This window comes from Aquitalea sp. ASV15 (assembly GCF_016429115.1).
Classification (GTDB): Bacteria; Pseudomonadota; Gammaproteobacteria; order Burkholderiales; family Chromobacteriaceae; genus Aquitalea; species Aquitalea magnusonii.
Genome location: NZ_JAELTZ010000020.1, coordinates 13,794 through 40,321, shown reverse-complemented (window position 1 = coordinate 40,321; position 26,528 = coordinate 13,794). Strand labels below are relative to the sequence as shown.

Below are 26,528 nucleotides of genomic sequence, written 5' to 3'. Positions count from 1 at the left end.
ATGGGCCGGATGACAAACATCTTGCTTAACAAAAAAGGGGTCTGACCCGGGGCATCCTGGGAAAGTTCGCAGCCGGCAGTCGCTCGCCCGGATCAAAGCCGGGTGCACAGCGTCAGGCCGTCGCCGATCGGCAGCACGCAGTGGCGGATGCGCGCATCCTGTTGCAACCGGGCATTGAAATCGTGCATCAGCTGCACGCCGGGCGGGTCTTCGGGTCTTGGCGACACCACGCGGCCGGACAGGAAGATATTGTCGATGGCGATGACCCCACCGCGGCGCACCAGTTGCAGGCAGGTCTCGTAGTAGTCCTGGTAGGACGGTTTGTCGGCATCGATGAATACCAGGTCGAACTGGCCGGCGCGGCCTTCTGCCAACAGCTGTTGCAGCGTCTGCAGCGCCGGCTGCAAGACCAGGCGGATGCGCGATTCCACCCCGGCCTTGCTCCAGTATTCGCGTGCGATGGTGGTGAATTCCGCGCTGACGTCACAGGCCACGGCCTCGCCATCGGCCGGCATGGCCAGCATGGCGGCCAGCATGCTGTAACCGGTGAATACGCCGATTTCCAGGTAACGGCGCACCCCCATCAGCTGTACCAGCCAGCCCATGAACTGCCCCTGCTCCGGGGCGATCTGCATCTTGGCCATGCGGTGGCCGGCGGTGAATTCACGCAGTTCGCGCATTACCGGATGCTCGGTCAGGCCAATGGCCATCAGGTAATCATGCAGTGGGCCGTCCAGCGGCACGGTACGACTGGTCATGGGTGTTCTCGGCAAAATGACAAAACGCCCGCTTGGTTTGCCAGTCCGGCACGGAGAGCGTGGGCGGGGCTGGCAGCAGGGGGCGTTCAGGGTGGACCCGGCATGGGCCGGGCCGGGGACGGCTTATTCGGGCTGATAGACGTAAGGCTTTTGCGGTACGCGCGATTCCTTCCAGCGGCGCTGGTCGTCCAGGCTCACCTTGCGGTCCCACAGGGTAAGGCGCAGCTCGCGGCGCTGCTGGTCTACTTCCGGATTCTTGTCCAGAAATTCGCTCATGAATTTGGTGAAGTCGGACTGGTACATGGTTTTCCCCTGTCGTTGATCGGCGGATTTTAATCGATACGCCGGGCAGAGGCCATGGTATTGCCGGATATTTGCCGGCACGGCGGCACAAACACCACAGCGCGGCTCAGCTGCGCTCGATCTCCGGCTGCTTGTCGCCATACATCTTGCGGTCGGCCACATCCAGCAATTCCTCGATCAGCATGCCGTCCTCGGGATAGTAGGCAATGCCGATGCTCACCCCCAGCCGGATGCTGTGGCCATCCACCTCGTAGGGCTGCTGGATGGCATGCTTGAGCCGTTCCACCACCCGGTCGGCCTCGCGGTTGGACTCGACATCCTCCATCAGCAGGACAAACTCGTCCCCGCCCAGCCGCGCCACGGTGTCCTCGCTGCGCATGATGGCGAGGATGCGGGCCGCAATCAGCTGCAGGACCTTGTCCCCGGTGGCATGACCATAGCTGTCATTGACCGGCTTGAAGCGGTCCATGTCCAGAAACAGCACCGCCAGCCGCTTGCCATTGCGGTTCAGCCGCGAAATGGCATGTTGCAGCCGGTCGTAAAACAGGTTGCGATTGGCCAGACCGGTCAGCCGGTCGTGATTGGCCAGATAGAACAGGTGGCTTTCCCGCCGCTGCTGCTTGGACAACAGGCCGCGGTAAAAGCGCAGGGCCACGGCCAGCAGCAGCAACAGCAGCAAGGACTGGCAAAAAATCACGCTGCGTTCGAAACCGCTGAGCAGAAACCAGCCCAGCTGCCAGTCCAGCCGCAAATCCAGCGTCTGTGCTTCGCTGCCCAGCGTCCGCTCCAGCTGCAGCCGCGGAAAACCCAGCGTACTCAGCCAGCCATGCGCCTGGCCGGGGATATCGACATAAGCCGCCGCCGTTGGCGGCTGGCCGTGCTGGCGCAGGCTCAGCTGCATGCCGGCCGGCAGCGTGGTGTCGGCCGGGCGCAGATAATCGGAACGCAGCACCAGCGCGACAAACTGTTCCGGCGGGCGGCCCTGCAACAGCAGGGCATTGTCGTTCAGTGGCTGCAACAGCACATGGCCGCGATAGCCTTCACGCAGCAAGAAGGGGGCGGACATGCTGGCGCGACCGCTGCGCAGTGCCTGCTGCAAGGGCTGTTGCAGCTGGGGATCATGCTTGATGTCGGCACCCAGCAGGGGGCGCACGGCCTGCGTCAGGGGCTGGATGGACTCTATCGGGTAGTAGTCGGGCCAGGCCGGCAAGGGATAGCGGGGGGCCAGGCTGCCGGCGGCATAGGCATGCAGGCGGAAATCGCTGCCCCAGCGCGCGGCCATCTGTTTGCTCCAGTCTGGCAATTGCTGCTGGCTGACGCGGCGGATGCGCTCCAGCGACACCATCTGCGGGTAACGCGCGGCCATCTGCCGCACGAAGAGCTGCTCTTGTTCGGCATGCTGATGGTCCAGCATGGCAAAGGCGGCATAGCTGTCGAGTATGGTGTCGTTGACCTGCAGCTTTTGCGTCAGCTGCTCGGACAGCCGTGTGGCGAGCAGATCGAACTCTTGCTCGGCGCTCAGCACCGCCCGGCTGAGGAAGGCCATGGAGATCAAGGCACTCAACACGAACCAGAGCAGGGTACAAGCCAGGGTGGCGAGTTTGATCCGCATGGGCAGCTGCTGGAGGGGAGAAAAACAGTGATTCTATAGAAGGCGTGGCGGCCTGGGCGGCACAAACCGCCGCAAAGCGGCCTGTTAAGTAATTTCACTTAACCCAAATTGCTGGCAATAGCAAGGGATCGCGGCAGCTGTCTAAACCAGCTGCTTAACCAGCTGCTTAACTAGCTGCTTATCTGGCGCAGGCTGGCGCGGATGGCGGGCAGCTGGCGGCGGCTGACTGCCAGTGGCTGGGTAATGCCGCGCAAGCGCACGGCCCAGAGTTCTTCATCGGCATTGCCGGTGCGCAGCAGTTCCTGCAGCGCATGGCGCATCACCAGACAATTGCGGTGGATGCGCAATACGCTGTCGCCCAGCCGCTGTTCCAGTGCCACCAGCGACTCATCCAGCAGGTATTCGCCGTCAGCGGTGACCAGGCTGACGTATTTCTGCTCGGCCTTGAGATAGCGCACTTCGCTGAAGGGGATGGTGAGCAGGCGGTCGCGGTGGCGCACGCTGAAATGGGCTTCGATGGCGGGCTTGCCGCCACAGCGGCGTGCTGCCTTGTCCAGCGCCTGGCGCAGGCGCTCCAGCCTGACCGGCTTGAGCAGGTAGTCGGCGGCATCCAGTTCGAAGGCATCGACCGCATAGTGTTCGTGAGCGGTGGTGAAGATCAGTTGCGGTGGCAGCGGGCGCTGGCGCAGGCGCCGCGCCAGCTCCACGCCATTGATGCCGGGCATGGAAATATCCAGCAGCAGCACATCGGCGGCATGCCGCTCCAGCCAGTCGCTGGCGGCTGCGGCATCACCCAGCGCGGCCACGGCGCTGCCGCCGCACTGCGCCACCAGTGCCACCATGCGTTCGCGGGCCAGCGGCTCATCGTCCACCACCAGTACCCGCAGCCGCTCTACAGTACCCATTGCGGTTTGCCCAGCTTTTCCACCAGCTGCCGCCAGGCGCGGAGGATTTTCTGAAACTTGTTGTTGGCCGGTGCCAGCGTGCGCACTTGCACCAGCATGTCGTAGGCCCGCCGCATATGGCTTTCATGCCAGCCATGGCCATGCACATAGGCCATGGTGGCATTGGCCAGGTTAAGCATGACCTGCACATTGTGCGGCATTTCCTCGTGCGCCTTGACGAAGCGCTCGATGGCCTGGTCGAAGCGGCCGGCCTGGGCTTCGCGCACCGCCTGGTTGTTCAGCTCCAGCACCGACTGCACGTTTTCGGCAATCAGCTGGCGGCCCATTTCCCCCAGTCCCATTTCGTCGAACAGGCTACCGATGGAGGACAGCAGTTCTTCGTTGTCGTGGTTGTTGCGCACCAGGTCGCGCATGGCGGCATTGCCACTGTCCTGTCTGCCCTGGGCAAAACAGGCACGGGCGAACTCCATTTGCGCATCGGCCGGCAGGTTTTCGCTCAGCTTCTGGTAGCCGGCCTCGGCCTCGGCCAGCAGCGCGCGGGCCTTGTCGCGATTGCCCAGCTTGCCTTGCAACTGGCTGTCGATGACGGTACACATCCATTCGCCGGCTTCGTTGTAGCGGTAGTCACGGCGCAGATTGCCCAGGGTGCGGGCGGCGGTGCCGGTTTCCCCCCGCGCCATCTGCACCCGCGCCAGCATGGCGTAATGGGTGGGGCTGCGGTGCCAGGTGTACTTGGCGATATTGAGGGTTTCTTCGCTGGCGGCCTCGGCGGTTTCCAGATCCTTGTTCAGCAGTGCCACCTCGGCCAGCTGCTTTTGTCGCCGCAACACCACCGGCGACAGGGTGGTGGCTTTTTCCAGGGTGTTTTGCGCGCCCGGCAGGTTGTGGTGAATGCGATGCAGCTTGGCCAGCCAGTCGTAGGCTTCCATCACCCTTTCGTTGTCGGTGAGCACTTCCTCGAACAGCAGGCGCGCCTCATCATAGGATTTCAGCCCGGTGAGCGACTTGGCCAGCCCCAGCTTGGCCCAGGCCAGCGGCTTGAGGCGCAGCACTTCCATATACAGGTTGCGCGCGGTGTCGAAGTCGCCGATTTTTTGCGCCAGCGAGCCTTTGAGCTTCATGAAATCGAGGGTGAATTCGCCACGCTGGCTGATCTTGCGGCTACAGGCATCGATGGCGGCCAGGTACTCGTGGCGCATGATGGCTTCGTCCACCACGCGGAAAGCCTCGCGCCGGCGCATGGCTTTTTCCAGGCGCTGGCTGAGCACTTCGCCGGTAAAGGGCTTGAGCAGATAGTCGTCCGGCGCCAGCTCGGCGGCGGAAATCACCCGCTGCGAGCGGCGCTCGCCGGTGACGATCATGAACACGCAGGACTGCTTGATCAGATTGCGTTCCTTCACCTCTTCAAACAGGTAGAGGCCATCGTAACCATTGCCCAGGTCGTAGTCGCACAGCACCACGTCGAACTCGAACTTGGCCATCTTGGCCAGCGCATCGCCGGCCTTGCTGGCGTATTCGACCTTGTCGGCCCCAAACGAGGCCAGGGTCATGGCCAGTGCGCGCTGCATCTCCGGCAGGCTGTCGATGATCAGGAACAGGCGGCTGGCGTACGGGTCCTCGTAGGGCTTGCGTGCCGATTCGGCATCCCCCTGCCCTGCGGTCAGGCTCTGGTAGCTGGTGGAAGGGTACATATCATTCATGGCGTCATCATCGGCCAACCCGGATGGAATGTCATTGTTCGGCGGTCAGCTTGGCATAACGCAAATCCAGCCACTTCAGCCCGTGCTCGGCAAAATTGATCTGCAAGCGCAAATCGCTGCCGCTGCCCTCGGCATTGATCACCACGCCGGAACCGAACTTGGCGTGACTGACGCTCTGACCGATGCGGTAACCCGGCAATGGGGCCACCGGTGCCGCCGGCACAGCCACCTCGTCCAGCCAGGGGGCGCGGCGATGGGTGTTTTGCGGCACAGGTTTCACTGTAGCAGACAGTACGCGGACCAGCTCGGCCGGAATTTCCTCGACAAAGCGCGAGCGGATCGGGTAGCGGCTCTGGCCATGCAGCATGCGGCTCTGGGCGCAGGACAGATACAGGCGCTTGCGGGCGCGGGTGACCGCCACATACATCAGCCGGCGCTCTTCTTCCAGACCCTTGCTGTCGTTCATGCTGTTTTCGTGCGGGAACAGGCCCTCTTCCAGCCCGGAGACAAACACCGCGTCAAACTCCAGGCCCTTGGCCGCATGCACGGTCATCAGTTGCAGCGCGTCCTCGCCGGCCTCGGCCTGATGCTCGCCGGCTTCCAGGCTGGCGGCGCTGAGGAATTCGACAATGGCCTGCTCGGCGGCATCCGGGAAGAAACCGGCAGCGGCATTGATCAGTTCGTCCAGGTTGGCCAGCCGTTCCTCGCCCTCTTTCTTGTCCTGCTCATACATGGCACGCAGGCCGGAATGATCGATGATCAGGCTGACGGTTTCCGCCAGCGTCATGCCCTCGGCCTTGGCGCGCAAGGCTTCGATCAGCAGCACGAATTCGCCCAGCTTGGCCGCGCTACGGCCCCCGCCGGCTGCGCAGCAGGCCTGCCACAGGGTGACGCCCTGCTCGCGGCTGATGGCTTGGAGGTTTTCCACGGTACGGGCGCCGATGCCGCGCGCCGGTACATTGATGACGCGCAGCAGGGCATTGTCGTCGTCCGGATTGCTGACCAGGCGCAGATAGGCCAGCGCATGCTTGACTTCCAGTCTTTCGAAAAAGCGCAGGCCGCCGTAAATGCGGTAGGGCAGCTGGGCATTGACCAGCACATGTTCCAGCACCCGCGACTGGGCATTGGAGCGATAGAGGATGGCCATGTCGGACAGATTCATGCCTTCGCGCTGCAGGCTCTTGACCTCGTCGATGATGAACTGCGCCTCATCGCCATCGGAATAGGCTTCGTACAGGCGGATCTGCTCGCCCTCGCCGGCATCGGTCCACAGATTCTTGCCCAGGCGGCCGTCATTGCGCTCGATCAGGGCATTGGCCGCGTTCAGGATGGTGCCGACCGAGCGGTAGTTCTGTTCCAGCCGCACCGGCTCGGCCACCTGGAAGTCGGTCAGCAGCGCACGCATATTGCCCACTTCCGCACCGCGGAAGGCGTAGATGGACTGGTCGTCGTCGCCCACGGCAAACAGCACATTGTGCTCGCCGGACAACAGCTTGAGCCAGGCGTATTGCAGGCGGTTGGTATCCTGGAACTCGTCCACCAGGATATGGCGGAAGCGGCCCTGGTAGTGCGCGCGCAAGGCGGCATTGGCCTGCAGCAGCTCGTAGCTGCGCAACAGCAGTTCGGCGAAATCCACCACGCCTTCGCGGCGGCACTGGGCGTCGTAGGCGGCATACAGCTCGTGCAGCTTGGCTTCGTAGGGCGTCAGCGGCGGCGGCAGGCGCTCGGCACGCACGCCGGCTTCCTTGCTGCCATTGATAAAGCTCTGTACCGCCCGCGGCGGGTATTTTTCGTCCGACAGCTCCATGCTTTTCAGCAGGCGCTTGATGGCAGCCTGCTGGTCGGCCGAGTCGAGAATCTGGAAAGTCTGCGGCAGGCCGGCATCGCGGTAATGGGCGCGCAGAAAGCGGTTGCACAGGCCATGGAAGGTGCCGATCCACATGGTGCGCACATTCACCGGCACCATGGCGCCCAGGCGGGTGTGCATTTCACGGGCGGCCTTGTTGGTGAAAGTCACCGCCAGCACGCCAGCCGGATTCACCTGCCCGGTGGCAATCAGCCAGGCGATGCGGGTGGTCAGCACCCGTGTCTTGCCACTGCCGGCTCCGGCCAGCACCAGCGCACTCTTGGCAGGCCAGGTGACGGCTCGCAGTTGTTCGTTGTTCAGTCCGGCTAACAGCTCACTCATGGCAGGCGTTTCTTCAAGGCTTGATCGAAGGGGCCATTTTACACCAGCTGGGCACGCCGCCGGGGCTGTCACACGATTGTCGCGGCGGCCTGCTGCAATGGGCGGGCAGATGCCAGCCCTTGCCCGTCTGTTAAGCTGACGATAAATTCTGTTAAAAAAATCTTTAGACTGCCCATGTGCTCACGCCTGCTGTTGCTGTTTGTACTCCTGTGCGGCCATCCGGCCATGGCCAGCACATTGCTCGCCTATACCGAGGAATTGCCACCGCTGAACTTTCTGCAGCATGACAAGGTCAGCGGTTTTTCCAGCGAGTTATTGCAGGCCATGGCCGACAAGGCCGCCATCCCGCTCAGCCTGCAGCTGCTGCCCTGGGCGCGCGCTTATGCCATGACACAGTCCACCCCCGGCAGCTTGCTGTTCAGCACGGTACGTACGACGGAGCGGGAAAACCTGTTCCGCTGGGTAGGCCCCATCAGCCCGCGGCGCATCTATCTGTACCGGCTGGCAGGGCGCAGGGACATTCAGTTGCACAGCATCGAACAGCTGCGACAGCTGCGCACCAGCACCCTGTTCGAGTCCGCCACGCAAAATCGGCTGCTGGAACTGGGTTTGCGCATCGGCCAGGAACAGGACAGCGGCCGCAGCGATGCGGTGAATCTGGGCAAGCTGCAGCTGGGGCGCGTCGATCTGGTGGCCATGCTGGACTGGGCCATGGCCTGGCAACTGCAGCAGGCTGGGCTGGATGCCCATCTGGTGCAGCCCGTGGCCCTGCTGGATGACACGCGCCAGTACTGGTATGCCTTGAACCGGCAAACCCCGGACGACACAGTCAGGCGCTTGCAGGCCGCGCTGGATGCGCTGGAGCAAAGTGGCTACACCGAACGCCTGCGCCAGAAATACATGGGCCGGGACAAGGTCCCGGCCCATATTGCCGATTTCACCGTGCACTGAAGCAGCAGCCAGACCTGCCTGGCACAGGCCGCTGCGCCGGCCTAGACATAGGTATTGATGGTATGGCCAAGCGTGCTGAGGCTGTCGCCAACCGCGCTCAGTCCATTCCCCAGCGCCGAGCCGGTGGCACTGCTGCCGGCCACCAGACCATGGCCGATTGCCGTGGCCACGCCTGCCACATCGCCGACCACCGCCTGTACATCACGTCGCAACACCCCGTAGGCAGACAAGGGGGGTGTCGATGCGGCTACGCCATTGATTGTGCTCATGTCCTTCTCCCCATCGCGTTTTTTTACATGTTCTGATGCCAGACCGGCCGGCATGTAAATTTACGTTATGCCGCGTTAAGGATAACGGCCATGCGCTTTACATTTTCTTACCTTACTTTCTGCTCGCTAACCGCAATTAACCATTCAGCCCAATAGAATCAGAGGAGTCATACCAACCATAGAGAGGGCCAAAGTGAAAACCATGTTTATTCATGTCCGGGCTTATCTTTTATTGACAGGATTGATCAGCGGCTGTGCTTCATCGCCGCAAAATCTGGTCACGGCACCAGTACATATCCGGCCGCAATATACCCCGGTGGCACTGGAAGACAGCCCCGGCTCGATTTACCAGCCAAACAGGGCCATGTTGCTATTTGAAGAGCCGATTGCCAGCCATGTGGGCGATGCACTGAAAATCAATATCGCCGAGAATCTTTCCTCCAGCAATAATGCCAACACCACCACCAACCGGACCTCTTCCATTTCCGAATCCGGTCCTGGCGCGCTCTCTTCCATGGGGGGCTTGCTCAAGGAAATATTTGATTACAACGGCAAGGCCAGTGGCAGCAACAGCCTGAAAGGCATTGGCCAGGTCAGCAATAGCAACCAGATCAGTGGCAGCCTGATGGTGTCGGTCACCGATGTATTACCCAATGGCTATATGGCCATTGCCGGGGAAAAAGCCGTGGCCGCCAGTGGCAATACCACGATATTGCGTTTCTCCGGGGTGGTGAACAAACGCGATATCAAGGTGGGCAATGTGGTGTCATCGTCTGATGTGGGTGATGCACGCATCGAGCAGGTGGTGAACGGGGTGGCCAGCGACGTGGCCTCGCGCACCGATGCCCAGCGCTTCTTCGCCGGACTGATCAATTTCTGGTAGCCGCAGCGGCGCGCTTAGCTACATCTTGTTCAAAGTGGCTGGCCTCGTCGCCACCGCTTGCAGCATTCTGCCACTGCGCCATGCTCTCACTGGCAAACATCTTCAGCAGCAGCGGCGACAGCTTGTGGCCGGTGCTGCTCCACTTGTCATAGGCCATGCCGTCCAGCCGGTAGGCGGCATTGGCCAATACCTTGCCGTTTTTCTTCAGCAGCAAATTGATGTCGGTGATATAGGGACGCAATTCATCGCTGAACAGTGGTGAACCCCATTGCGTCAATACCGTGTAATAGAGCGTTGCCTCACAAGCCGACGGTATATTACCTGGTGCATAAATACGGCTTTCTATTTCCCGTTCCCGTAACTGCTTTTGCAGTTCCGGAATGAAATCCGCAACAATCACATTGGCATTCAATTCGATACAGATATCGTGCAACTCCTCATGCGGGTGCACCATGCCATTGGTGCTGGTATTGGGTGCCATATTGGCCACCGATGTGACGGCGGTACTGGCCAATTGCACACCTGCCACCAGCGGTGAGGTAATCAGGCTGCATGCGCTCAAAGACAGTGCAGCCGATGCCATAAGATAGCGCCACAGATCATTCACCTTATTACTCGCCAGACGATAAAAACAAGGCCAACCCTAGCAGCAAAAAAAAATGCCCCGAAGGGCATTTACAGTCATTTACAATCCATTAATTTAATTAACCGGCCATGGGCGATTCATTTTTTCACGCCCAGTTCGCGCAATCTTTCATCCAGATAGCTGCCCGCGGTATGCCGCTCCGACAGCACCACCTCCGGCCGCGGATGCAGGAACAAGGGCAGTGATACCCGACTGCTCCGCGCAGCCTCCCCTTGGGGATTCACCACCCGATGCTGGGTGGACGGATAGTAGCCGCGCGAGGCCTCTTGCAGCATGTCGCCGATATTGATGATGAGCATGCCGAAATCACAGGGCACATCCACCCAGCTGCCCTGCTTGTCCTGCACTTGCAGGCCGGGTTCATTGGCAGCAGGCAGGAGGGTCAGCAGATTGATATCGCCATGGGCGGCCGCGCGCAGCGAACCGGCCGGCTCCTGGCCGGTCAGCGGTGGATAACGCAGCACCCGCAGCAAGGTTTGCTGGCTGTCGGCAATCATCCCCGACAAGGGTTCGCTGTAGTGGGCGGCAATATCAGCCGGGGTGTATTGCTCCACCCAGCCCAGCAGTTCGCGCGCCAGCGCATTGGCACTGGCATAGTAGCGCTGGATGTCATCGGCCAGCGCCGGCGGTACCCGGCCCCAGGGATAGCAATGGAAATATTCCTTGATGTCCTTGTGGCTGGCGCCTTTGGCGGTTTCCGAAATGGCGGTGGAAAAATAGCCATCCTGCCGCTGCGGGTCGAAGGCAAAGTCGTGCTTGGCCGGGCTGTCAAAGAAGGCCAGCCAGTCGGCATAGATTTTTTCCACCAGCGCTTGCTGCAGCGGATGGTTGACCAGCACACCAAAGCCGGTTTCGTGCAGGGAGCGGGTGAATTGGGCAGCGGCATCGGCTGCGCGGTAATCGACAACGCGGACGTTCATCGCATGGTTTCCTCGCAAGGAATGGCCGTCAGGCAAGATCGGGACGGACCACGGCGGCGGATTCTACCCGCCTGCCGCCTGCCTGCAAAGCAGGCGGTCCCGCCTTACAGCGGCAGCACCCGCGGCGGGCCGTCCGGCTGTGGCTCCAGCAGCAGCCGACCTGACTCGGCCAAGGCCGCCAGGCGCCAGAACAGATAGCTGTCGCCCACCAATTCCGCTATCGGCTGCGCCATCAGCTGCCCCATCAGCAGGCCGACCAGCCGGGCAGCAGGCTGCGCGCCCTCTTGTCGCAGCAAGGCCAGCAGGCGGGCATCGAAATGATCGGCCGGATAGTCGTGCAGCTGGCCATTCATCTGGCCACGCCAGCCCTGGGCATGCTGCTGCCAATGGCTCCAGGTCGCCGCCAGCCGGGCACGCTCGGCTGCGGGCAGCAGGCGGGCGCTCAGCGGCTGCAGCTCGGCGGCATGACACATGGCCACGGCGTAGCAGCCGTTGTGACACGATGTCACTTGCCCGGCCAGCTCCTGCACCATCAGCAGCTGATCGGCATGGGCATTGGCCGCCAGCATGGCCAGCATCAGTTGGTCGTGTACGGTATTGCCCAGCCAGATGCACAAGGGCTGCCGCTCGGACAGCGCGCGGAACAGGCGCTTGCGGCATTGCCACCAGGCCAGCTGGAATTGCTGGTCGATGTCCGGCCACCAGGGCTGTGACCACCAGATGCGGTTCCACCAGGCCATGCGCAGCTGCGGGTCCATGGTATCGGCATCGGCCAGCGGGCCGTGGCTGAAGTCTTCGGCAAAGGCCAGTACCTCGCCTGCCAGCGCCAGCTGGCGCAGCAATGCGGCGGCGGCGTCGCCCTGCACCACATGCAAAGCCTGGCCGCTGCTCGTCACACCCGCTGGTCCATGTCCAGCGAAGGCATGCCTTCATTCACCTGGGCCACGATGCGCGCCGGCACGCCGGCCACCGTGGTATGCGGCGGCACGTCCTCCAGCACCACGCTGCCGGCCCCAACCTTGGCACAGTCGCCGACGCGGATATTGCCCAGCACGGCAGCGCCGGCACCCAGCATCACGCCGTCGCCGATCTTGGGGTGACGGTCGCCACGGTCCTTGCCGGAGCCGCCCAGCGTCACGCCATGCAAAATGGACACATTATTGCCGATGACGGCCGTTTCGCCGACGACCAGTCCGGTGCCGTGATCCAGCATCACGCCCTGGCCGATGCGCGCCGCCGGATGGATGTCGGCGCCAGTCACTTCGGAGATGCGGTTTTGCAGGAACAAGGCCAGCGTCTTGCGCTGCTGCTGCCACAGCCAGTGGGTGATGCGCTGGCTTTGCAGGGCATGAAAGCCCTTGAAATACAGCAAGGGGGTGGAATAGCTGTCACAGGCCGGGTCGCGCTCGAAACAGGCGCGGATATCGGCGCGGGCCGAGGCGCTGATGCCGGGATCGGAGGCCAGGGCCTCGCGGAACAGCTCCATCAGCGCGCGCGCATCCATCACCGGGCTGGCCAGTTTGCTGGACAGGTGAAAGGCCAGCACGTCTTCCAGCGTGCCATGGCGCAATACCGTCATGTGCAGGAAGCTGGCCAGCATGGGCTCGTCGCGCGCCGCCTGTTCGGCTTCCTGCAGGATGGCGAGCCACAGGGCATCGCCGGAATCTTGCTTCATGCTTGCTACTCCGTTCTCACATCGTCCGGCATGGCGGGGCGATGGTTACAACAGGACCACGTCAAACTGTTCCTGGGTATAGGTGCTTTCCACCGACAGCGAAATCGGCTTGCCGATGAAGTCCACCAGCATGGCCAGGCTTTGCGATTCCTCGTCGAGGAACATGTCGATCACCGGCTGGGCCGCCAGGATGCGATAGCCCTTGGCATCGAACTGGCGTGCCTCGCGCACGATTTCGCGCTGGATCTCGTAACACACGGTCTGGGCAGTCTTGATCTCGCCACGCCCCTGGCAGGTGGGGCAGGGTTCGCACAGGACATGGGCCAGGCTTTCGCGGGTGCGCTTGCGGGTGACTTCCACCAGGCCCAGGCTGGTAAAGCCGTTGAGGGTGACGCGGGTGCGGTCGCGTGCCAGGGCCTTGGCCAGCTCGGTCAGTACCGCGGTCTGATGTTCTTCATTGTCCATGTCGATGAAATCGACAATGATGATGCCGCCCAGATTGCGCAGCCGCAGCTGGCGGGCAATGGCCTGGGTGGCTTCCAGATTGGTCTTGAAGATGGTTTCGTCAAAATTGCGGTTGCCGACAAAGCCGCCAGTGTTGACGTCGATGGTGGTCATCGCCTCGGTCTGGTCGATGATCAGGTAGCCGCCAAACTTCAGGTTCACCCGCCGCGACAGCGCCTTGTCAATTTCCGCTTCGATGGAAAACAGCTCGAACAGCGGGCGCTCGCCCGAATAACGCTCGATCTTGCGCACGGCGGACTGCACGTATTGCTCGGCAAATTCCACCATGCGGCTGTAGTTTTCGGTGGAGTCGACAATCACATGCTCGGTGGTGTCGCTGACCATGTCGCGCAGCACGCGCACCGCCAGCGGCAGGTCTTCGTACAGCAGGCTTTGCGCCGGCAGGTGTTGTGACTTGTGGCGGATGTCGGCCCACAGCTTGGACAGGTATTCGATATCGGCCTGCAGCTCGGTATCGGTGGCGGTTTCCGCGCTGGTGCGGATGATGTAACCACGCGGGGTATTGGGTGGCAGCAGTTTTTCCAGCCGTGCTTTCAGGCTGTGGCGCTCGGACTCGCTTTCGATCTTTTGCGAGATGCCGATGTGTTCTTCCTGCGGCAGATGCACCAGGAAACGGCCGGCCAGCGACATTTGCGTGGACAGCCGGGCGCCCTTGGTGCCGATGGGGTCCTTGATCACCTGCACCAGCACGGTCTGGCCTTCAAACAGCATTTTTTCGATGCGCTGCGGCTCGGTGGGGTGCTGGCGCTGCTCCAGCACATCGGCGATATGCAGGAAGGCGGCGCGTTCCAGGCCGATTTCGATAAAGGCGCTCTGCATGCCGGGCAGCACGCGCTTGACCTGGCCCAGATAGATGTTGCCGACAATGCCGCGGCTGGCGGCGCGTTCCACGTGCAGTTCCTGCACGATGGAATCCTCCAGCACCGCCACGCGGGTTTCCTGCGGGGTGATGTTGACGAGGATTTGTTCCTTGGGGCGCTGGATATCGCGCGGCAGAGGAATGGACTGATGCAACATGGTCTTTCCTCCTTAGGGGAATGAGTGTCCGAACAGGCCCAGCAGTTCGGCAGTTTCAAACACCGGCAGCCCCATCACCCCGGTATAGCTGCCGGCGATATGGTCGATGAACACCGCGGCCAGGCCCTGGATGCCATAGGCACCGGCCTTGTCAAACGGCTCACCACTGTCGATATAGCGCTGGATATCGGTTTCGCTCAGTACACGGAAATGCACCTCGGTGATGCTGGTACGCAGCTCTACCCGCTCATCCTGGCGCACGGCCACACTGGTGACTACCTGATGACTGCGACCGGAAAAGGCCCGCAGCATACGCGCGGCATCGGCTGCATCGACCGGTTTGCCGAAAATTTCGCCATCCAGCACCACGGTGGTGTCGGCCGACAGCAAGGGGCGCGACGGCAGGCCGCAGTTTTGCACCACGGCCCAGCCGGCGGCGGCTTTTTCGCGCGCCAGGCGTTCGGTATAGGCCACGGCCGCTTCGCCAGGCAGCACGGCTTCGTCGATGTCGGCGTGAATGCGTTCCAAGTGTACGCCCAGTTGCTCCAGCAACTCGCGCCGGCGTGGGCTGCCGGATGCCAGGTAAATACGGGTATCGCTCGGGGTCATGATGTTGTCGCTGCCAGTGTTATCGATTTATTAGCTGCAAGGGTAGCAGAGCGGCCGGTGGCCGACCATCTGCTGCACTGCAAAAGCGCCCCGCCTCGTAATAGCACCTACGCAAAACGCCCTGCGGCAAGGCAGGGCGTTTAGTCGGTCATGGCAGGGTCAGACGGTAGTCAGACTCAGGCCAGGCGGCCGTGGCACTGCTTGTACTTTTTACCGCTGCCGCAGGGACAAGGGTCATTGCGGCCCACGCGCAGGCCTTGTTCGGACAGGGCTTCCGGCGACAGCGGATTGTCTTCGCCATCGTCTGCACCCAGCGAGGAACCCGGCTCGGCATGCTGCATCTCGTACTCGCCATGCTGATGCGGCTCGACCGCGGCCACGTCTTCCTGACCGCGAATCTGCACCGTCATCAATACATTCACCACGCTGCGCTTGATGCGTTCCAGCATGTCGGCAAACAGCTCGAATGCCTCGCGCTTGTATTCCTGCTTGGGGTTCTTCTGCGCATAGCCGCGCAGGTGAATGCCCTGACGCAGGTGGTCCATGGCGGCCAGATGTTCGCGCCAGTGGGTGTCCAGCATCTGCAGCACCAGGCTGCGCTCGAACTGGCGCATCACCTGCTCGCCAGCCAGCTCGACCTTGGCCTGATACACCTCGGCGGCCAGGGTGAGGATGCGTTGCTTGATGTCCGGAATATCCAGGGTGGACTCGGCCTTGATCCACTCGGCCACCGGTGCGACCAGCTGGAATTCGGCTTCCAGGGTCTTTTCCAGCCCCACCAGGTCCCACTGCTCTTCCATGGACTCCGGCGGCAGGTGCAGGTCGACCAGGTCGGACAGCACGCCTTCGCGCATATTGACCACCACTTCGCTGACATCCTCGTCCTGCAGGATGTCATTGCGCTGCTGGTAGATCACCTTGCGCTGGTCGTTGGCGACATCATCGTATTCCAGCAATTGCTTGCGGATGTCGAAGTTGCGGCCTTCCACCTTGCGCTGGGCGTTCTCGATGGAGCGCGATACCCAGGGGTGTTCGATGGCTTCGCCGTCCGGCATTTTCAGACGGTCCATGATGGCGGCCACGCGGTCGGAGGCGAAAATGCGCAGCAGCGGGTCTTCCAGGCTCAGGTAGAAGCGGGAGGAACCCGGATCGCCCTGACGGCCGGAACGACCGCGCAGCTGGTTGTCGATACGGCGCGATTCGTGGCGTTCGGTACCGATGATGTGCAGGCCGCCGGCGGCCAGCACCGCGTCGTGGCGCAGCTTCCATTCGGCACGGATGGCTTCGATACGGGCATTCTTCTCTTCGTCGGACAGGCTGTCATCCTTCTGGATGGCCTTGATTTCCGGTTCCGGATTACCACCCAGCACGATGTCGGTACCACGGCCGGCCATATTGGTGGCGACCGTGATCACGCCGGGGCGGCCGGCCTGCACCACGATGTCGGCTTCACGCGCATGTTCCTTGGCGTTCAGCACATTGTGCGGCAGCTTGGCTTTTTGCAGCAGGTCGGCAATCAGCTCGGAGTTTTCGATGCTGGTGGTGCCCACCAGTACCGGCTGGCCGCGCTCGTGGCAGTCCTTGATGTCGGCCAGGATGGCTTCGTATTTTTCGCGGGCGGAACGATACACCTTGTCCTGCGAGTCGATACGCACCATCGGGCGGTTGGTCGGGATCACCACGGTTTCCAGGCCGTAGATGCTCTGGAATTCGTAAGCCTCGGTATCGGCCGTACCGGTCATGCCGGCCAGCTTGCCGTACAGGCGGAAGTAGTTCTGGAAGGTGATGGAGGCCAGGGTCTGGTTTTCGCGGTTGATCTCCACGCCTTCCTTGGCTTCCACCGCCTGGTGCAGGCCTTCCGACCAGCGGCGGCCGGCCATCAGGCGGCCGGTGAATTCGTCCACGATCACCACTTCGTCATCCTGCACCACATAGTGCTGGTCCAGATGGAAGAGCGAATGGGCGCGCAAGGCGGCCATCAGGTGGTGCATCAGGGTGATGTTGGTGGCCGAGTACAGGCTGTCGCCTTCCTTCAGCATGCCCAGATTGACCAGGATTTCTTCGCAATGCTCGTGGCCGGCCTCGGACAGCAGCACGCTGTGGGCCTTCTCATCCACCCAGTAGTCGCCCTCGCCCTCTTCGGTTTCCTGGCGCTTGAGCAGCGGCGGCACCGCGTTCATGCGCTGGTACATGTCGATATTGTCTTCGGCCGGGCCGGAGATGATCAGCGGGGTACGCGCTTCGTCGATCAGGATGGAGTCCACTTCGTCGACCACGGCAAAGGCCAGCTTGCGCTGCACCTTCTCGCCGGTGGTGAACACCATGTTGTCGCGCAGGTAGTCGAAGCCGAATTCGTTATTGGTGCCGTAGGTGATGTCGCAGGCGTAGGCTGCCTGCTTGTCGTCATGCGCCATCTGCGACAGGTTCACCCCCACGGTCAGGCCGAGGAAGTTGTACAGGCGGCCCATGATGCCGGCGTCGCGGCTGGCCAGGTAGTCGTTGACGGTGATGACATGCACGCCGTTGCCGGTGAGTGCATTGAGGTAGACCGGCAGGGTGCCGACCAGGGTCTTGCCTTCGCCGGTACGCATTTCGGCAATCTTGCCGTTATGCAGCACCATGCCGCCAATCAGCTGCACGTCGAAGTGGCGCATGCCCAGCACGCGGCGCGAAGCTTCGCGGCACACGGCAAAGGCCTCGGGCAGGATACTGTCCAGCGTGGCGCCATCGACGATGCGCTTTTTGAACTCGGCGGTCTTTCCCGCCAAAGCCTCGTCGGACAGCGCTTTCATGCCTTCTTCCAGGGCATTGATGCGCGCCACTTCCTGACGATACTGCTTCAGCAGGCGGTCATTGCGGCTGCCAAATACTTTCTTGAGTAGCGAGGAAATCATGTATTCCAATCCAGAGGCCCGGACGGGCCGACAAAACAAAATAGGCGAAAGTGTAGCACATCCCGTGCACAAGTTTATGGGGGCGAGCTTGCGCTGAATCAAGCCCGCACCGTCAAACTTGTCGCCACGGCGGCGGGGGCGTGGCAGGCTGCCTGTCATGCCCACGCCCCGCACGCTGCATGGAGGACGGGGCGGCCAGTGGCTGATTCTGAAAATGCCACTGGCCAATATAAAGGCTGTGAAAAACGCGGCCGAAAGCTATTTTTCAACAGAATTGTGTCGTTACATAATCCATACAAAAAATTGTCAATTTTCATCAAAATTTTATGTTCGCCTTGTTATTATTCTTGCGCGTTTGCAGAGCCAGTTTTATGTTTGCCCACGGCCAGCCAGCCGTGTCCTGACAAAAGATGGTGCTCATCTGATGAAGAAGCGGAACAGGGCCTGCACTGTTCTGCCAGGTTAACCACACCAATCGGAGAGGCCTGATGACTACCGTTATCCGTCCGTTTATTCCTGCCACAGCCAAACGGCTGCTTCCCAACCGCTGGGACCTGATCGCCTTTCCCCTGATCCTGGGTTTTTTACTATTCGCCACCACCGGCATCCAGGGTACCTGGGCGCCGATCAGCGCCTTGCAGACCGAGCCCATTTCGCTGGACGCGGCCAATCTGCCCGAGTATGCACTGCGCACCACGCTGCGCATGCTGGCAGCCATGATCGCTTCCATCGTATTCACGCTGATCTACGGCACGCTGGCGGCCAAGAGCCGCCGTGCCGGCCAGTTGCTGGTGCCCATCCTGGACATCCTGCAATCGGTGCCGGTGCTCGGTTATATCTCGTTTACCGTGACCTTTTTCCTGGCGCTGTTCCCCGGCCGGGTGCTGGGCGCTGAATTCGCGGCCATTTTTGCGATTTTCACCTCGCAGGCATGGAATATGACTTTCAGCTTTTATCAGTCGCTGCGCACGGTGCCCAACGACCTGAAAGAAGTGTCGCAAAACCTGCGCCTGTCCGGCTGGCAGAAGTTCTGGAAGCTGGAAGTGCCCTTCTCCATGCCGGGCATGATCTGGAACATGATGATGTCCATGTCCGGCGGCTGGTTCTTCGTGGTGGCCTCCGAAGCCATCACCGTGGGCGACAAGACGGTCACCCTGCCCGGCGTGGGTTCCTATCTGGCCATGGCCATCAGCCAAAAGGACCTGACCGCCGTGGGCTGGGTCATCCTCACCATGACGGTGGTCATCGTCATCTACGACCAGTTCCTGTTCCGTCCGCTGGTGGCCTGGGCCGACAAGTTCCGCCTGGAAGACACCATGTCGCAGGCGGCACCGGAATCCTGGGTGCTGAACCTGATCCAGCGCACCCGCATCATCCAGCAGCTGCTGCGCCCCTTTGGCAAGCTGCTGAAAAAGCTGGCGCGCATGCGCTTGAACATTGCCCTGCCGCGTGCCATCCACTCCGAATCCCATTCCAGCGTGTCACGCGGACTGGATATCGCCTGGGGTGGTTTCATGGTGCTGCTGTGCGGCTACGTCAGCTGGAAGCTGTACAGCTTCATCAGCAGTGAAGTTGGGCTGGGCGAAACCATCCGGGTTGTCGGCCTGGGCTTCATCACCCTGGTGCGCGTCACCGTGCTGATTGCGCTGGCCTCCATCATCTGGGTGCCGCTGGGCGTGCTGATCGGCCTGCGCCCGCGCCTGGCCGAGACGATCCAGCCGATCGCGCAATTCCTGGCAGCCTTCCCGGCCAACCTGCTGTTCCCGGTGTTTGTGGTGTTCATCGTGCACTTCAAGCTGAACCCGGACATCTGGCTGTCCCCGCTGATCGTGCTGGGCACACAGTGGTACATCCTGTTCAACGTGGTGGCCGGGGCCAGTGCCTTCCCCAATGACTTCCGCGAGGCGGCCACCAACTTCCACATCAAAGGCTGGCAATGGTGGAAGCAGGTCATGCTGCCGGGCATCTTTCCTTATTACATCACCGGTGCCATCACCGCCTCCGGTGGTGCCTGGAATGCCAGCATCGTGTCCGAATTCGTTAGCTGGGGAAATGACAAGGTTGTGGCCCATGGCCTGGGTGCCTATATCGCCCAAACCACGGCCGCCGGCGATTTCCCCAAGATTCTGCTGGGCATCTGCGTGATGTCGCTGTTTGTCGTACTGTTCAACCGTTTGCTGTGGCGCCCGCTGTACGCCATTGCCGAAAACAAACTCCGTCTCAACTAAAAGGGGGAAACTCATGCCACAAGAAACCGCAACCCTGAGACAGGAAATCTTCTCCCTCAAGCATGTCGACAAGGGCTATCACAAGGGGGGGGAAGAAGACATCCAGGTACTGGACGACGTCAACCTCACCCTGCACGAAGGTGAAATCGTCGGCCTGCTCGGCCGCTCCGGCTCGGGCAAATCCACCCTGCTGCGCATCATTGCCGGCCTGATCCAGGCCAGCGCCGGCGAGGTCAACTACTGCGGCCAGCCGCTGAACGGCCCGGCCGAAGGCGTGGCCATGGTGTTCCAGACCTTTGCCCTGTTCCCCTGGCTGACCGTGCTGCAAAACGTGGAAGCCGGCCTGGAAGCACTGGGGGTGGAACCCAAGGAACGCCGCCGCCGCGCACTGGCCGCCATCGACCTGATCGGTCTGGACGGCTTTGAAAATGCCTATCCGCGCGAACTGTCCGGTGGCATGCGTCAACGCGTGGGCTTCGCCCGCGGCCTGGTGGTCAACCCCACCCTGCTGCTGATGGACGAACCGTTCTCCGCGCTGGACGTGCTGACTGCCGAAACCCTGCGTACCGACCTGCTCGACCTGTGGAACCAGAAGCAGCTGCCGATCAAGTCCATCCTGATCGTTACCCACAACATCGAGGAAGCGGTGTTCATGTGCGACCGCATCATGGTGCTGTCGTCCAATCCGGGCCGCGTGGTGGCCGAGATCAAGGTGCCGTTTGCCCATCCGCGCAACCGCCTGGACCCGGCCTTCCGCAAGATGGTGGATGACATCTACGCCCTGATGACCCAGCGCCGCAGCGCCGACACCCTGCACAAGGTACAACTGGAAATCGGCAGCCCGCTGACCGAAGTGTCCACCAACCTGATGGCCGGCCTGATGGAAGCGCTGGCCGCCGCGCCATACAACGGCCGCGCCGACCTGCCGGAAATCGGCAGCAAGCTGCTGCTGGAGGTGGATGACCTGTTCCCGGTGACCGAAACCCTGGAGCACCTGGGCTTTGTCGAACTGCGCGACGGTGACATCGAACTGACCGCTGCCGGCAAACTGTTTGCCGACTACGGCACGCAGGAGCGCAAGGTATTGTTTGCCGAGCACCTGCTGCGCCATATCCCGCTGGCGGCACGTATCCGCCGCGTGTTGCAGGAACGCCCGGGCCAGCGCGCACCGCGCCTGCGCTTCGAACAGGAACTGGAAGACTCGCTCAGCGACAGCGCCGCCGAGGAAACACTGGATACGGTGATCAGCTGGGGGCGTTACGCGGAAATCTTCTCCTACAACGACCACACCGAAACCTTCAGTATGGAAGACGTGGAAGGCGGGCAGTAAGCACCACGCTCCATACCGGCACGATGGTGCCGAATCAACACGGGCCGCACCTTGCAAAGGGTGCGGCCCGTGTTTTTAGGAATTTTCCTGTCTAAATTCAGCATTATTTGCCGGTTGACAATTTTATAATCCGAATTCACCAAGGCTGTTTCACCCTCCCCCGCCCTCATGCCACCCTGACTACTCGCCAGCATCATGTCCGGGCAAGGCCACGCTATCGCGCAGGGATAGCACCTGGCGCGGCACGCATCAGCTGCTGTTGGCACGGCAGGCAAAAGCCAGACAGCCACAGCAGCTTGCCCAAGCTGAGTAGGCCAGACGCTCAGGCCATGCAGGGCCGGTGTCGCGACAGGGCAATACCTGCCTGCATATGCCAGGTGACGATCCGGAAATCGCTCTCTAAAAATAGGTAAGGGCTGGCTGCTGTGTCTGACTGCGCGGGGATGATGCCGCATCGCCTTAGCGGGGAAACCATGCTCTGGATGATGACCGCCTCGGACAAGACCGATATCTTACTGAAAGCATGACTCAAGCATGAAAAAGCCCCTTATACAATTTATTCACTTTTGCCTGGGCCTGCTCATTTTACTGCTAAGCCATGTTGCACTGGCCGGTTGCAATAATTATGGCTGGACCGCCAGCCAACTGCCGATGACCACCATTCCAAGCACACTGGCGCTGACGGCAGCGCAAAGCGCCGCACCGAATAACACCCCGATCAGTGATTGGTATAGCCTGAGTAGCCAGAATCTGGTTTATTGCCCAACAGGCGGTAATTTCATCCCCGTATTCACCACCCTGTCACACAGCCAGGTCACCAATTTGACCTCGGGCACTTATAACGAAGGGGGGTTGAGCTTTACGGTTTACAACACAACGGTTCCCGGCATTGGCTACATTATCAAGACCAGCGGCAATGCTGCAGGAACGTCAATCAGCCCCACCGCGCTAAGCGGCTACAACGCCCAAACGCTTGCATCGGGTTATGTCACCGCGAATGTCACCATCAACCTCACGGTCAGTGTCCGCTTCATCAAAACCGCCAGTCTCACCGCAGCCAGCTATACCCTGCCCAAGACCACACTGGTTTTTTTCTCGATTGTAACGCCCACCAACACCGCCGTTGGCTATGTCTATATGAATGGCAGTTCGGTGACCGTGCCCATTGCCACCTGCACGGTCAGCACGCAAAGCATTCCGGTATCCTTGCCCAGTATCAATACCGCGGTATTACCCTCGCTCAATGCCACGGCGGGCAGCACGCCGTTTAATGTCACCCTGAATTGTCCGGCCAGCAGAAACGTCTACATGACCCTGACCGACAACAGCAATCCCGGCCGCACGACTTCCATCATCGGCCTGGCCGGCAGTGGCAGCACGGCCAGCGGTATCGGCATCCAGGTTTTGCGCAACGGCAATCCGGTCCTGCTGGGGCCAGACTCCAGTGCAGCGGGCAATACCAATCAGTTTTTAATTGGCACCAACCTGCTTGGCAATGTCACCATTCCGTTCACTGCCCGATACATCCGTACTGGCGCGGTGCAAGGTGGCACGGTGAAGGCGGTGGCAACATTCACCCTGTCCTACCAGTAGCCCGGGCAGCGCGGGCGCCACCTGATGTGGCTGGCCGCCCGACCAGAACAAGGCAACAGCACTGTCACACATGCCCCCTTGGGCTACAATGGCCCCCTGCCCTTACCGCCAATACCCCATGTCAGAACGTCAATTTCAGGATATCGCCCGCGGCGACAGCACGCTGCGCCAGCTGACGCGCGAAGCCAATGCGCTGATGGCGCTGGACCAGGCATTTCGCAGCCAGCTGCCGCCGCAGCTGGCCGAGGCCTGCCGCGCGGTGCGCATTCGCGATGGCGAGCTGGTGGTGTTTGCCCATAACGGCATCGTGGCCGCCCGGCTGCGCATGATGGGCAACAGCCTGCTGGCCCCGCTGGAGTCGCGCGGCTACAGCGCCAGCAAGATCCGCATCAAGGTGGACATTCATCTGAACCCGCCACCGCCAGCGCCCAAGCGCATCGGCATCAGCCAGCAGGCGCTGGAAGAAATCGAGGCAGGCGCACAACAGGTGAGCAACCCGCTGGTGAGCGCGGCGCTGGCACGGCTGATCGCCCACCACCGCCAGCGCTGAGCACTGCGGCCAGGACGCCACAGTCTGGCGGGGCCGCAGCGCCGCCGGAGCGGGCTTGCATGTTAAATTTTGTTTCAAATCAATCAACAAGGGCTTACTGTCACCACCTTGCAATCTGTCTGGCGTATTAATGCTTCTTGAATATTTTCAAGGAGCTTTCATGGACCAGTCTTCCGAGGTGGCGCTCAGCCGCAGCACCGCCGCAACGGCAGTGCACCGCCCCACCAGCAGCAGCACCGTATTATTGTTTGTAGCCTTGCTGATCGGTGGCCTGCTGTTTGCCGGACTCAACCTGTTTCACGATGTCAATGACACCATGTCCCGCCATGGCAGCTGGATTGCCATCCTGCTGCTGATCCTGGCCCTGCTGATCGCCCTGGGTTTCGAATTCGTCAATGGCTTCCATGACACGGCCAATGCCGTGGCCACGGTGATTTACACCCATTCGCTGCCACCACATGTGGCCGTGGTGTGGTCGGGCCTGTTCAATTTCCTCGGGGTACTCACCTCCAGCGGCGCGGTGGCCTTTGGCATCATTTCGCTGCTGCCGGTGGAGCTGATCCTGCAAGTGGGTTCCAGCGCCGGCTTCGCCATGGTGTTTGCCCTGCTGATTTCCGCCATCCTGTGGAATCTGGGTACCTGGTGGCTGGGCCTGCCGGCCTCCTCCTCGCATACGCTGATCGGCTCCATCATCGGCGTCGGCATTGCCAATGCGCTGATGCATGGTCGCGACGGCACCAGCGGTGTGGACTGGGCCCAGGTGAGCAAGGTGGGCTATTCGCTGCTGCTGTCGCCGCTGGTGGGCTTTTTCTGCGCCGCCCTGCTGCTGGTACTGCTCAAGCGGGTGGTCAAGCAAGCCCAGCTGTTTGATGCCCCCAAGAACAAAGAAGCACCGCCGTGGTGGATTCGCAGCCTGCTGGTACTCACCTGTTCCGGGGTATCGTTTGCTCACGGTTCCAACGATGGCCAGAAGGGCATGGGCCTGATCATGCTGATCCTGGTCGGCACCGTACCGCTGTCCTATGGCCTGAACCGCGCCTTGCCGGCCAGCGAAATGGGCAAGTTCGCACTGGTGGCGCAGGCCACCCAGCAGTCGCTGCAACAGGCGGTGCCGGCAGCGGCGCCGGAGCAGCCGCGCGCCGTGCTGACCCGTTATATCCGCGGCCAGCACTGGCAGCCGGATGTGGTGCCGGCTCTGGCTGCAGTGACCGGCCAGATCGGCCAGCAGATCGCAGCCTATGGCAGCCTGGCGTCGGTACCGGAGGCGTCGGTGGGCAATGTGCGCAATGACATGTATCTGGCCTCCGAATCCATCCGCCTGCTGCAGCAAAGCAAGGAGGCACATCTGGATCAGGCCACGCTGGCCAATCTGAAAACCTTCAAGGGCGAGCTGGATGCCTCGACCAAATTCATTCCGACCTGGGTGAAAGTGACGGTGGCCATCGCGCTGGGGCTGGGCACCATGGTAGGCTGGCGCCGCATCGTGGTGACCGTGGGCGAGAAAATCGGCAAAACCCATCTGACCTATGCCCAGGGCGCATCGGCCGAACTGGTGGCCATGGCCACCATTGGCGCGGCCGATGCCTTCGGCCTGCCGGTGTCCACCACCCATGTGCTGTCGTCCGGCGTGGCCGGCACCATGGCGGCCAACCGTTCCGGCCTGCAAATCGACACCATCCGCAATCTGCTGATGGCCTGGGTGCTGACCCTGCCGGTAGCCATTGCGCTGTCGGCCAGCCTGTACTGGGTATTCAGCAAGCTGTTTGTCTGAAGCTGAGCCGCAAGCGCTGCCGCCCAGCGCATGCTGAGCGGCAGCCAAACAGCAAAGCCGCCCACGGGCGGCTTTGTCATGCGCAGCGCGGACGGAATCAGATCACGTAATCCTGCTGTCCGGCATCCTCTTGCAGAAAGACGGCCAGCTTGCGCGGGGTGACGTAGACGGTGTCGCCCGGCACGATGCCCAGTGCGCGGAAGCGCTCCTTGCTGACCGCCGCCTCGATGGTCTGGCCATCCGCCTGTTGCAGCTCCACCCGCACCACCGGCCCGACGGCATGGATATGCTCGACCCGGCCCTGTGCCAAAGCACCAGCGGCTTGCAGGGTGAGGTCCAGATCGTGCGGGCGCACATAGGCCACGGCGGCATCGCCGTCAGCATCCTGATGCTGGCCCAGCGCCTGTTCATAACTGCCGATGGTCAGCTGACCGGCATCCACCCGGCCGTGGAACAGGTTCACATCGCCCAGGAACTGGGTGACAAAGGGGGTGGCCGGATGTTCGTAGATGTCGTCCGGGTGGCCCACTTGTTCGATATGGCCGTGATCCATCACCACCACGCGGTCGGACACTTCCAGCGCCTCTTCCTGATCGTGGGTCACAAACACGCTGGTGATATGCATGTCGTTGTGCAGTTCGCGCAGCCAGCGGCGCAAGTCCTTGCGTACCTTGGCATCCAGCGCGCCAAAGGGTTCATCCAGCAGCAGCACCTTGGGCTCTACCGCCAGCGAACGCGCCAGGGCGATACGCTGGCGCTGGCCGCCGGACAACTGGCCGGGATAGGCATCGGCCAGCCAGTCCAGTTGCACCATTTTCAGCAGCTTCATCACCCGCTCGCGGATTTCCTCTTGCGAGGGGCGTTCGCGGCGCGGTTTCACCGACAGGCCAAAGGCCACGTTGTCGAATACCGTCATGTGACGGAACAGCGCGTAATGCTGGAACACAAAACCCACCTGACGCTCGGCCACATGGGTGTGGGTGGCGTCGGCACCACCAAACAGCACCTGGCCGGCATCCGGCTTTTCCAGCCCGGCAATGATGCGCAGCAAGGTGGTCTTGCCGCAGCCGGATGGCCCCAGCAAGGCCAGCAACTCGCCGGCAGCGATATCAAGGCTGACATTGTCCAGCGCGGTGAACTGGCCAAACTGTTTGCGGATATTGCGGATTTCAATGCTCATCGTGGTTCTCCGGCCGCCGCC

General features: G+C 61.6%; 23 protein-coding genes. 8 read left to right on the top strand and 15 right to left on the bottom strand.

The genetic code is table 11. From position 1 onward, the window contains the following. Positions 1–92: 92 nt before the first annotated feature. The 6 genes from JHD64_RS10950 to JHD64_RS10925 all read right to left on the bottom strand — a co-directional run bounded on the left by JHD64_RS10950 (position 93) and on the right by JHD64_RS10925 (position 7,466). Entirely contained in the window at positions 93–758 is a 666-nt protein-coding gene (locus tag JHD64_RS10950) for a class I SAM-dependent methyltransferase (RefSeq protein ID WP_199053250.1), read from the bottom strand. Between the two features lie 123 nt (positions 759–881). Beyond that, positions 882–1,061: a DUF3460 family protein gene (locus JHD64_RS10945; RefSeq protein ID WP_059285970.1), complete on the bottom strand. Its 180-nt coding sequence runs from the start codon at positions 1,059–1,061 to the stop codon at positions 882–884. Between the two features lie 106 nt (positions 1,062–1,167). After that, positions 1,168–2,673, bottom strand: coding sequence for a sensor domain-containing diguanylate cyclase (locus JHD64_RS10940; protein ID WP_199053249.1), 1,506 nt, complete (start codon positions 2,671–2,673; stop codon positions 1,168–1,170). A 170-nt stretch (positions 2,674–2,843) separates the two neighbouring features. After that, positions 2,844–3,578 carry a LytTR family DNA-binding domain-containing protein gene (locus JHD64_RS10935; protein WP_110313035.1) on the bottom strand — a complete coding sequence of 245 codons (735 nt, stop codon included), beginning with the start codon at positions 3,576–3,578 and terminating at the stop codon, positions 2,844–2,846. Beyond that, on the bottom strand, positions 3,566–5,278 hold the full coding sequence (locus JHD64_RS10930) for a response regulator (protein WP_199053248.1): 1,713 nt from the start codon (positions 5,276–5,278) through the stop codon (positions 3,566–3,568). The genes JHD64_RS10935 and JHD64_RS10930 overlap by 13 nt, the downstream gene beginning before the upstream one ends. 31 nt (positions 5,279–5,309) lie before the next feature. Beyond that, positions 5,310–7,466, bottom strand: a complete 2,157-nt coding sequence (locus JHD64_RS10925) for a UvrD-helicase domain-containing protein (RefSeq protein ID WP_199053247.1) — start codon at positions 7,464–7,466, stop codon at positions 5,310–5,312. Between the two features lie 174 nt (positions 7,467–7,640). Between JHD64_RS10925 and JHD64_RS10920 the strand changes: the two genes are divergently transcribed. After that, positions 7,641–8,417 carry an ABC transporter substrate-binding protein gene (locus JHD64_RS10920; protein WP_199053246.1) on the top strand — a complete coding sequence of 259 codons (777 nt, stop codon included), beginning with the start codon at positions 7,641–7,643 and terminating at the stop codon, positions 8,415–8,417. Between the two features lie 41 nt (positions 8,418–8,458). Here the strand turns inward: JHD64_RS10920 and JHD64_RS10915 are convergent, their stop codons facing one another. Continuing rightward, positions 8,459–8,686, bottom strand: coding sequence for a hypothetical protein (locus JHD64_RS10915; protein WP_199053245.1), 228 nt, complete (start codon positions 8,684–8,686; stop codon positions 8,459–8,461). A gap of 202 nt (positions 8,687–8,888) precedes the next feature. Here JHD64_RS10915 and JHD64_RS10910 point away from each other — a divergent pair, with 202 nt between their 5' ends. Then, on the top strand, positions 8,889–9,569 hold the full coding sequence (locus tag JHD64_RS10910; RefSeq protein ID WP_255524345.1) for a flagellar basal body L-ring protein FlgH: 681 nt from the start codon (positions 8,889–8,891) through the stop codon (positions 9,567–9,569). On the opposite strand, the gene JHD64_RS10905 is transcribed toward JHD64_RS10910, so the two are convergent. From JHD64_RS10905 to secA, 7 genes are all read right to left on the bottom strand, one after another. Then, a complete protein-coding gene (locus JHD64_RS10905; RefSeq protein WP_199053243.1) occupies positions 9,556–10,023 on the bottom strand; it encodes a hypothetical protein in 468 nt (155 codons plus the stop codon). The two genes, JHD64_RS10910 and JHD64_RS10905, sit on opposite strands and share 14 nt — an antisense overlap. A 269-nt stretch (positions 10,024–10,292) precedes the next feature. Next, on the bottom strand, positions 10,293–11,135 hold the full coding sequence (locus JHD64_RS10900) for an isopenicillin N synthase family oxygenase (protein WP_059285977.1): 843 nt from the start codon (positions 11,133–11,135) through the stop codon (positions 10,293–10,295). A gap of 104 nt (positions 11,136–11,239) precedes the next feature. Further along, positions 11,240–12,031, bottom strand: a complete 792-nt coding sequence (locus JHD64_RS10895) for a DUF3658 domain-containing protein (RefSeq protein ID WP_199053242.1) — start codon at positions 12,029–12,031, stop codon at positions 11,240–11,242. Then, positions 12,028–12,810 (bottom strand): serine O-acetyltransferase, encoded by a 783-nt coding sequence (gene cysE, locus JHD64_RS10890; protein WP_059285979.1) that lies wholly within the window; start codon positions 12,808–12,810, stop codon positions 12,028–12,030. Before cysE ends, JHD64_RS10895 begins: the two co-directional genes overlap by 4 nt. A gap of 45 nt (positions 12,811–12,855) precedes the next feature. Then, positions 12,856–14,352, bottom strand: a complete 1,497-nt coding sequence (rng, locus tag JHD64_RS10885) for a ribonuclease G (RefSeq protein WP_059285980.1) — start codon at positions 14,350–14,352, stop codon at positions 12,856–12,858. A 12-nt stretch (positions 14,353–14,364) separates the two neighbouring features. Further along, complete coding sequence (locus tag JHD64_RS10880; protein ID WP_199053241.1) at positions 14,365–14,961, bottom strand: nucleoside triphosphate pyrophosphatase; 597 nt, start codon at positions 14,959–14,961, stop codon at positions 14,365–14,367. Between the two features lie 176 nt (positions 14,962–15,137). Next, entirely contained in the window at positions 15,138–17,855 is a 2,718-nt protein-coding gene (gene secA, locus JHD64_RS10875; protein WP_199053240.1) for a preprotein translocase subunit SecA, read from the bottom strand. A gap of 157 nt (positions 17,856–18,012) precedes the next feature. Between secA and JHD64_RS10870 the strand changes: the two genes are divergently transcribed. From JHD64_RS10870 to JHD64_RS10845, 6 genes are all read left to right on the top strand, one after another. Next, a complete protein-coding gene (locus tag JHD64_RS10870) occupies positions 18,013–18,321 on the top strand; it encodes a hypothetical protein (protein ID WP_199053239.1) in 309 nt (102 codons plus the stop codon). Between the two features lie 22 nt (positions 18,322–18,343). Further along, positions 18,344–20,083 carry an ABC transporter permease subunit gene (locus JHD64_RS10865; protein WP_233170441.1) on the top strand — a complete coding sequence of 580 codons (1,740 nt, stop codon included), beginning with the start codon at positions 18,344–18,346 and terminating at the stop codon, positions 20,081–20,083. A gap of 13 nt (positions 20,084–20,096) precedes the next feature. Then, positions 20,097–21,413, top strand: a complete 1,317-nt coding sequence (locus tag JHD64_RS10860) for an AAA-associated domain-containing protein (RefSeq protein ID WP_059285983.1) — start codon at positions 20,097–20,099, stop codon at positions 21,411–21,413. Between the two features lie 651 nt (positions 21,414–22,064). Then, positions 22,065–23,006, top strand: coding sequence for a fimbrial protein (locus JHD64_RS10855; protein WP_146215911.1), 942 nt, complete (start codon positions 22,065–22,067; stop codon positions 23,004–23,006). A 118-nt stretch (positions 23,007–23,124) separates the two neighbouring features. Further along, the gene (locus tag JHD64_RS10850; RefSeq protein WP_110313039.1) at positions 23,125–23,556 is read left to right on the top strand and encodes a DUF721 domain-containing protein; all 432 of its coding nucleotides are present in this window, start codon (positions 23,125–23,127) and stop codon (positions 23,554–23,556) included. A 160-nt stretch (positions 23,557–23,716) separates the two neighbouring features. Continuing rightward, positions 23,717–25,327 carry an inorganic phosphate transporter gene (locus JHD64_RS10845; protein WP_199053238.1) on the top strand — a complete coding sequence of 537 codons (1,611 nt, stop codon included), beginning with the start codon at positions 23,717–23,719 and terminating at the stop codon, positions 25,325–25,327. Positions 25,328–25,424: 97 nt separating this feature from the next. Here JHD64_RS10845 and JHD64_RS10840 read toward each other — a convergent pair whose 3' ends face one another. Continuing rightward, positions 25,425–26,507: a sulfate/molybdate ABC transporter ATP-binding protein gene (locus JHD64_RS10840; protein WP_199053237.1), complete on the bottom strand. Its 1,083-nt coding sequence runs from the start codon at positions 26,505–26,507 to the stop codon at positions 25,425–25,427. Between the last annotated feature and the right edge of the window lie 21 nt (positions 26,508–26,528).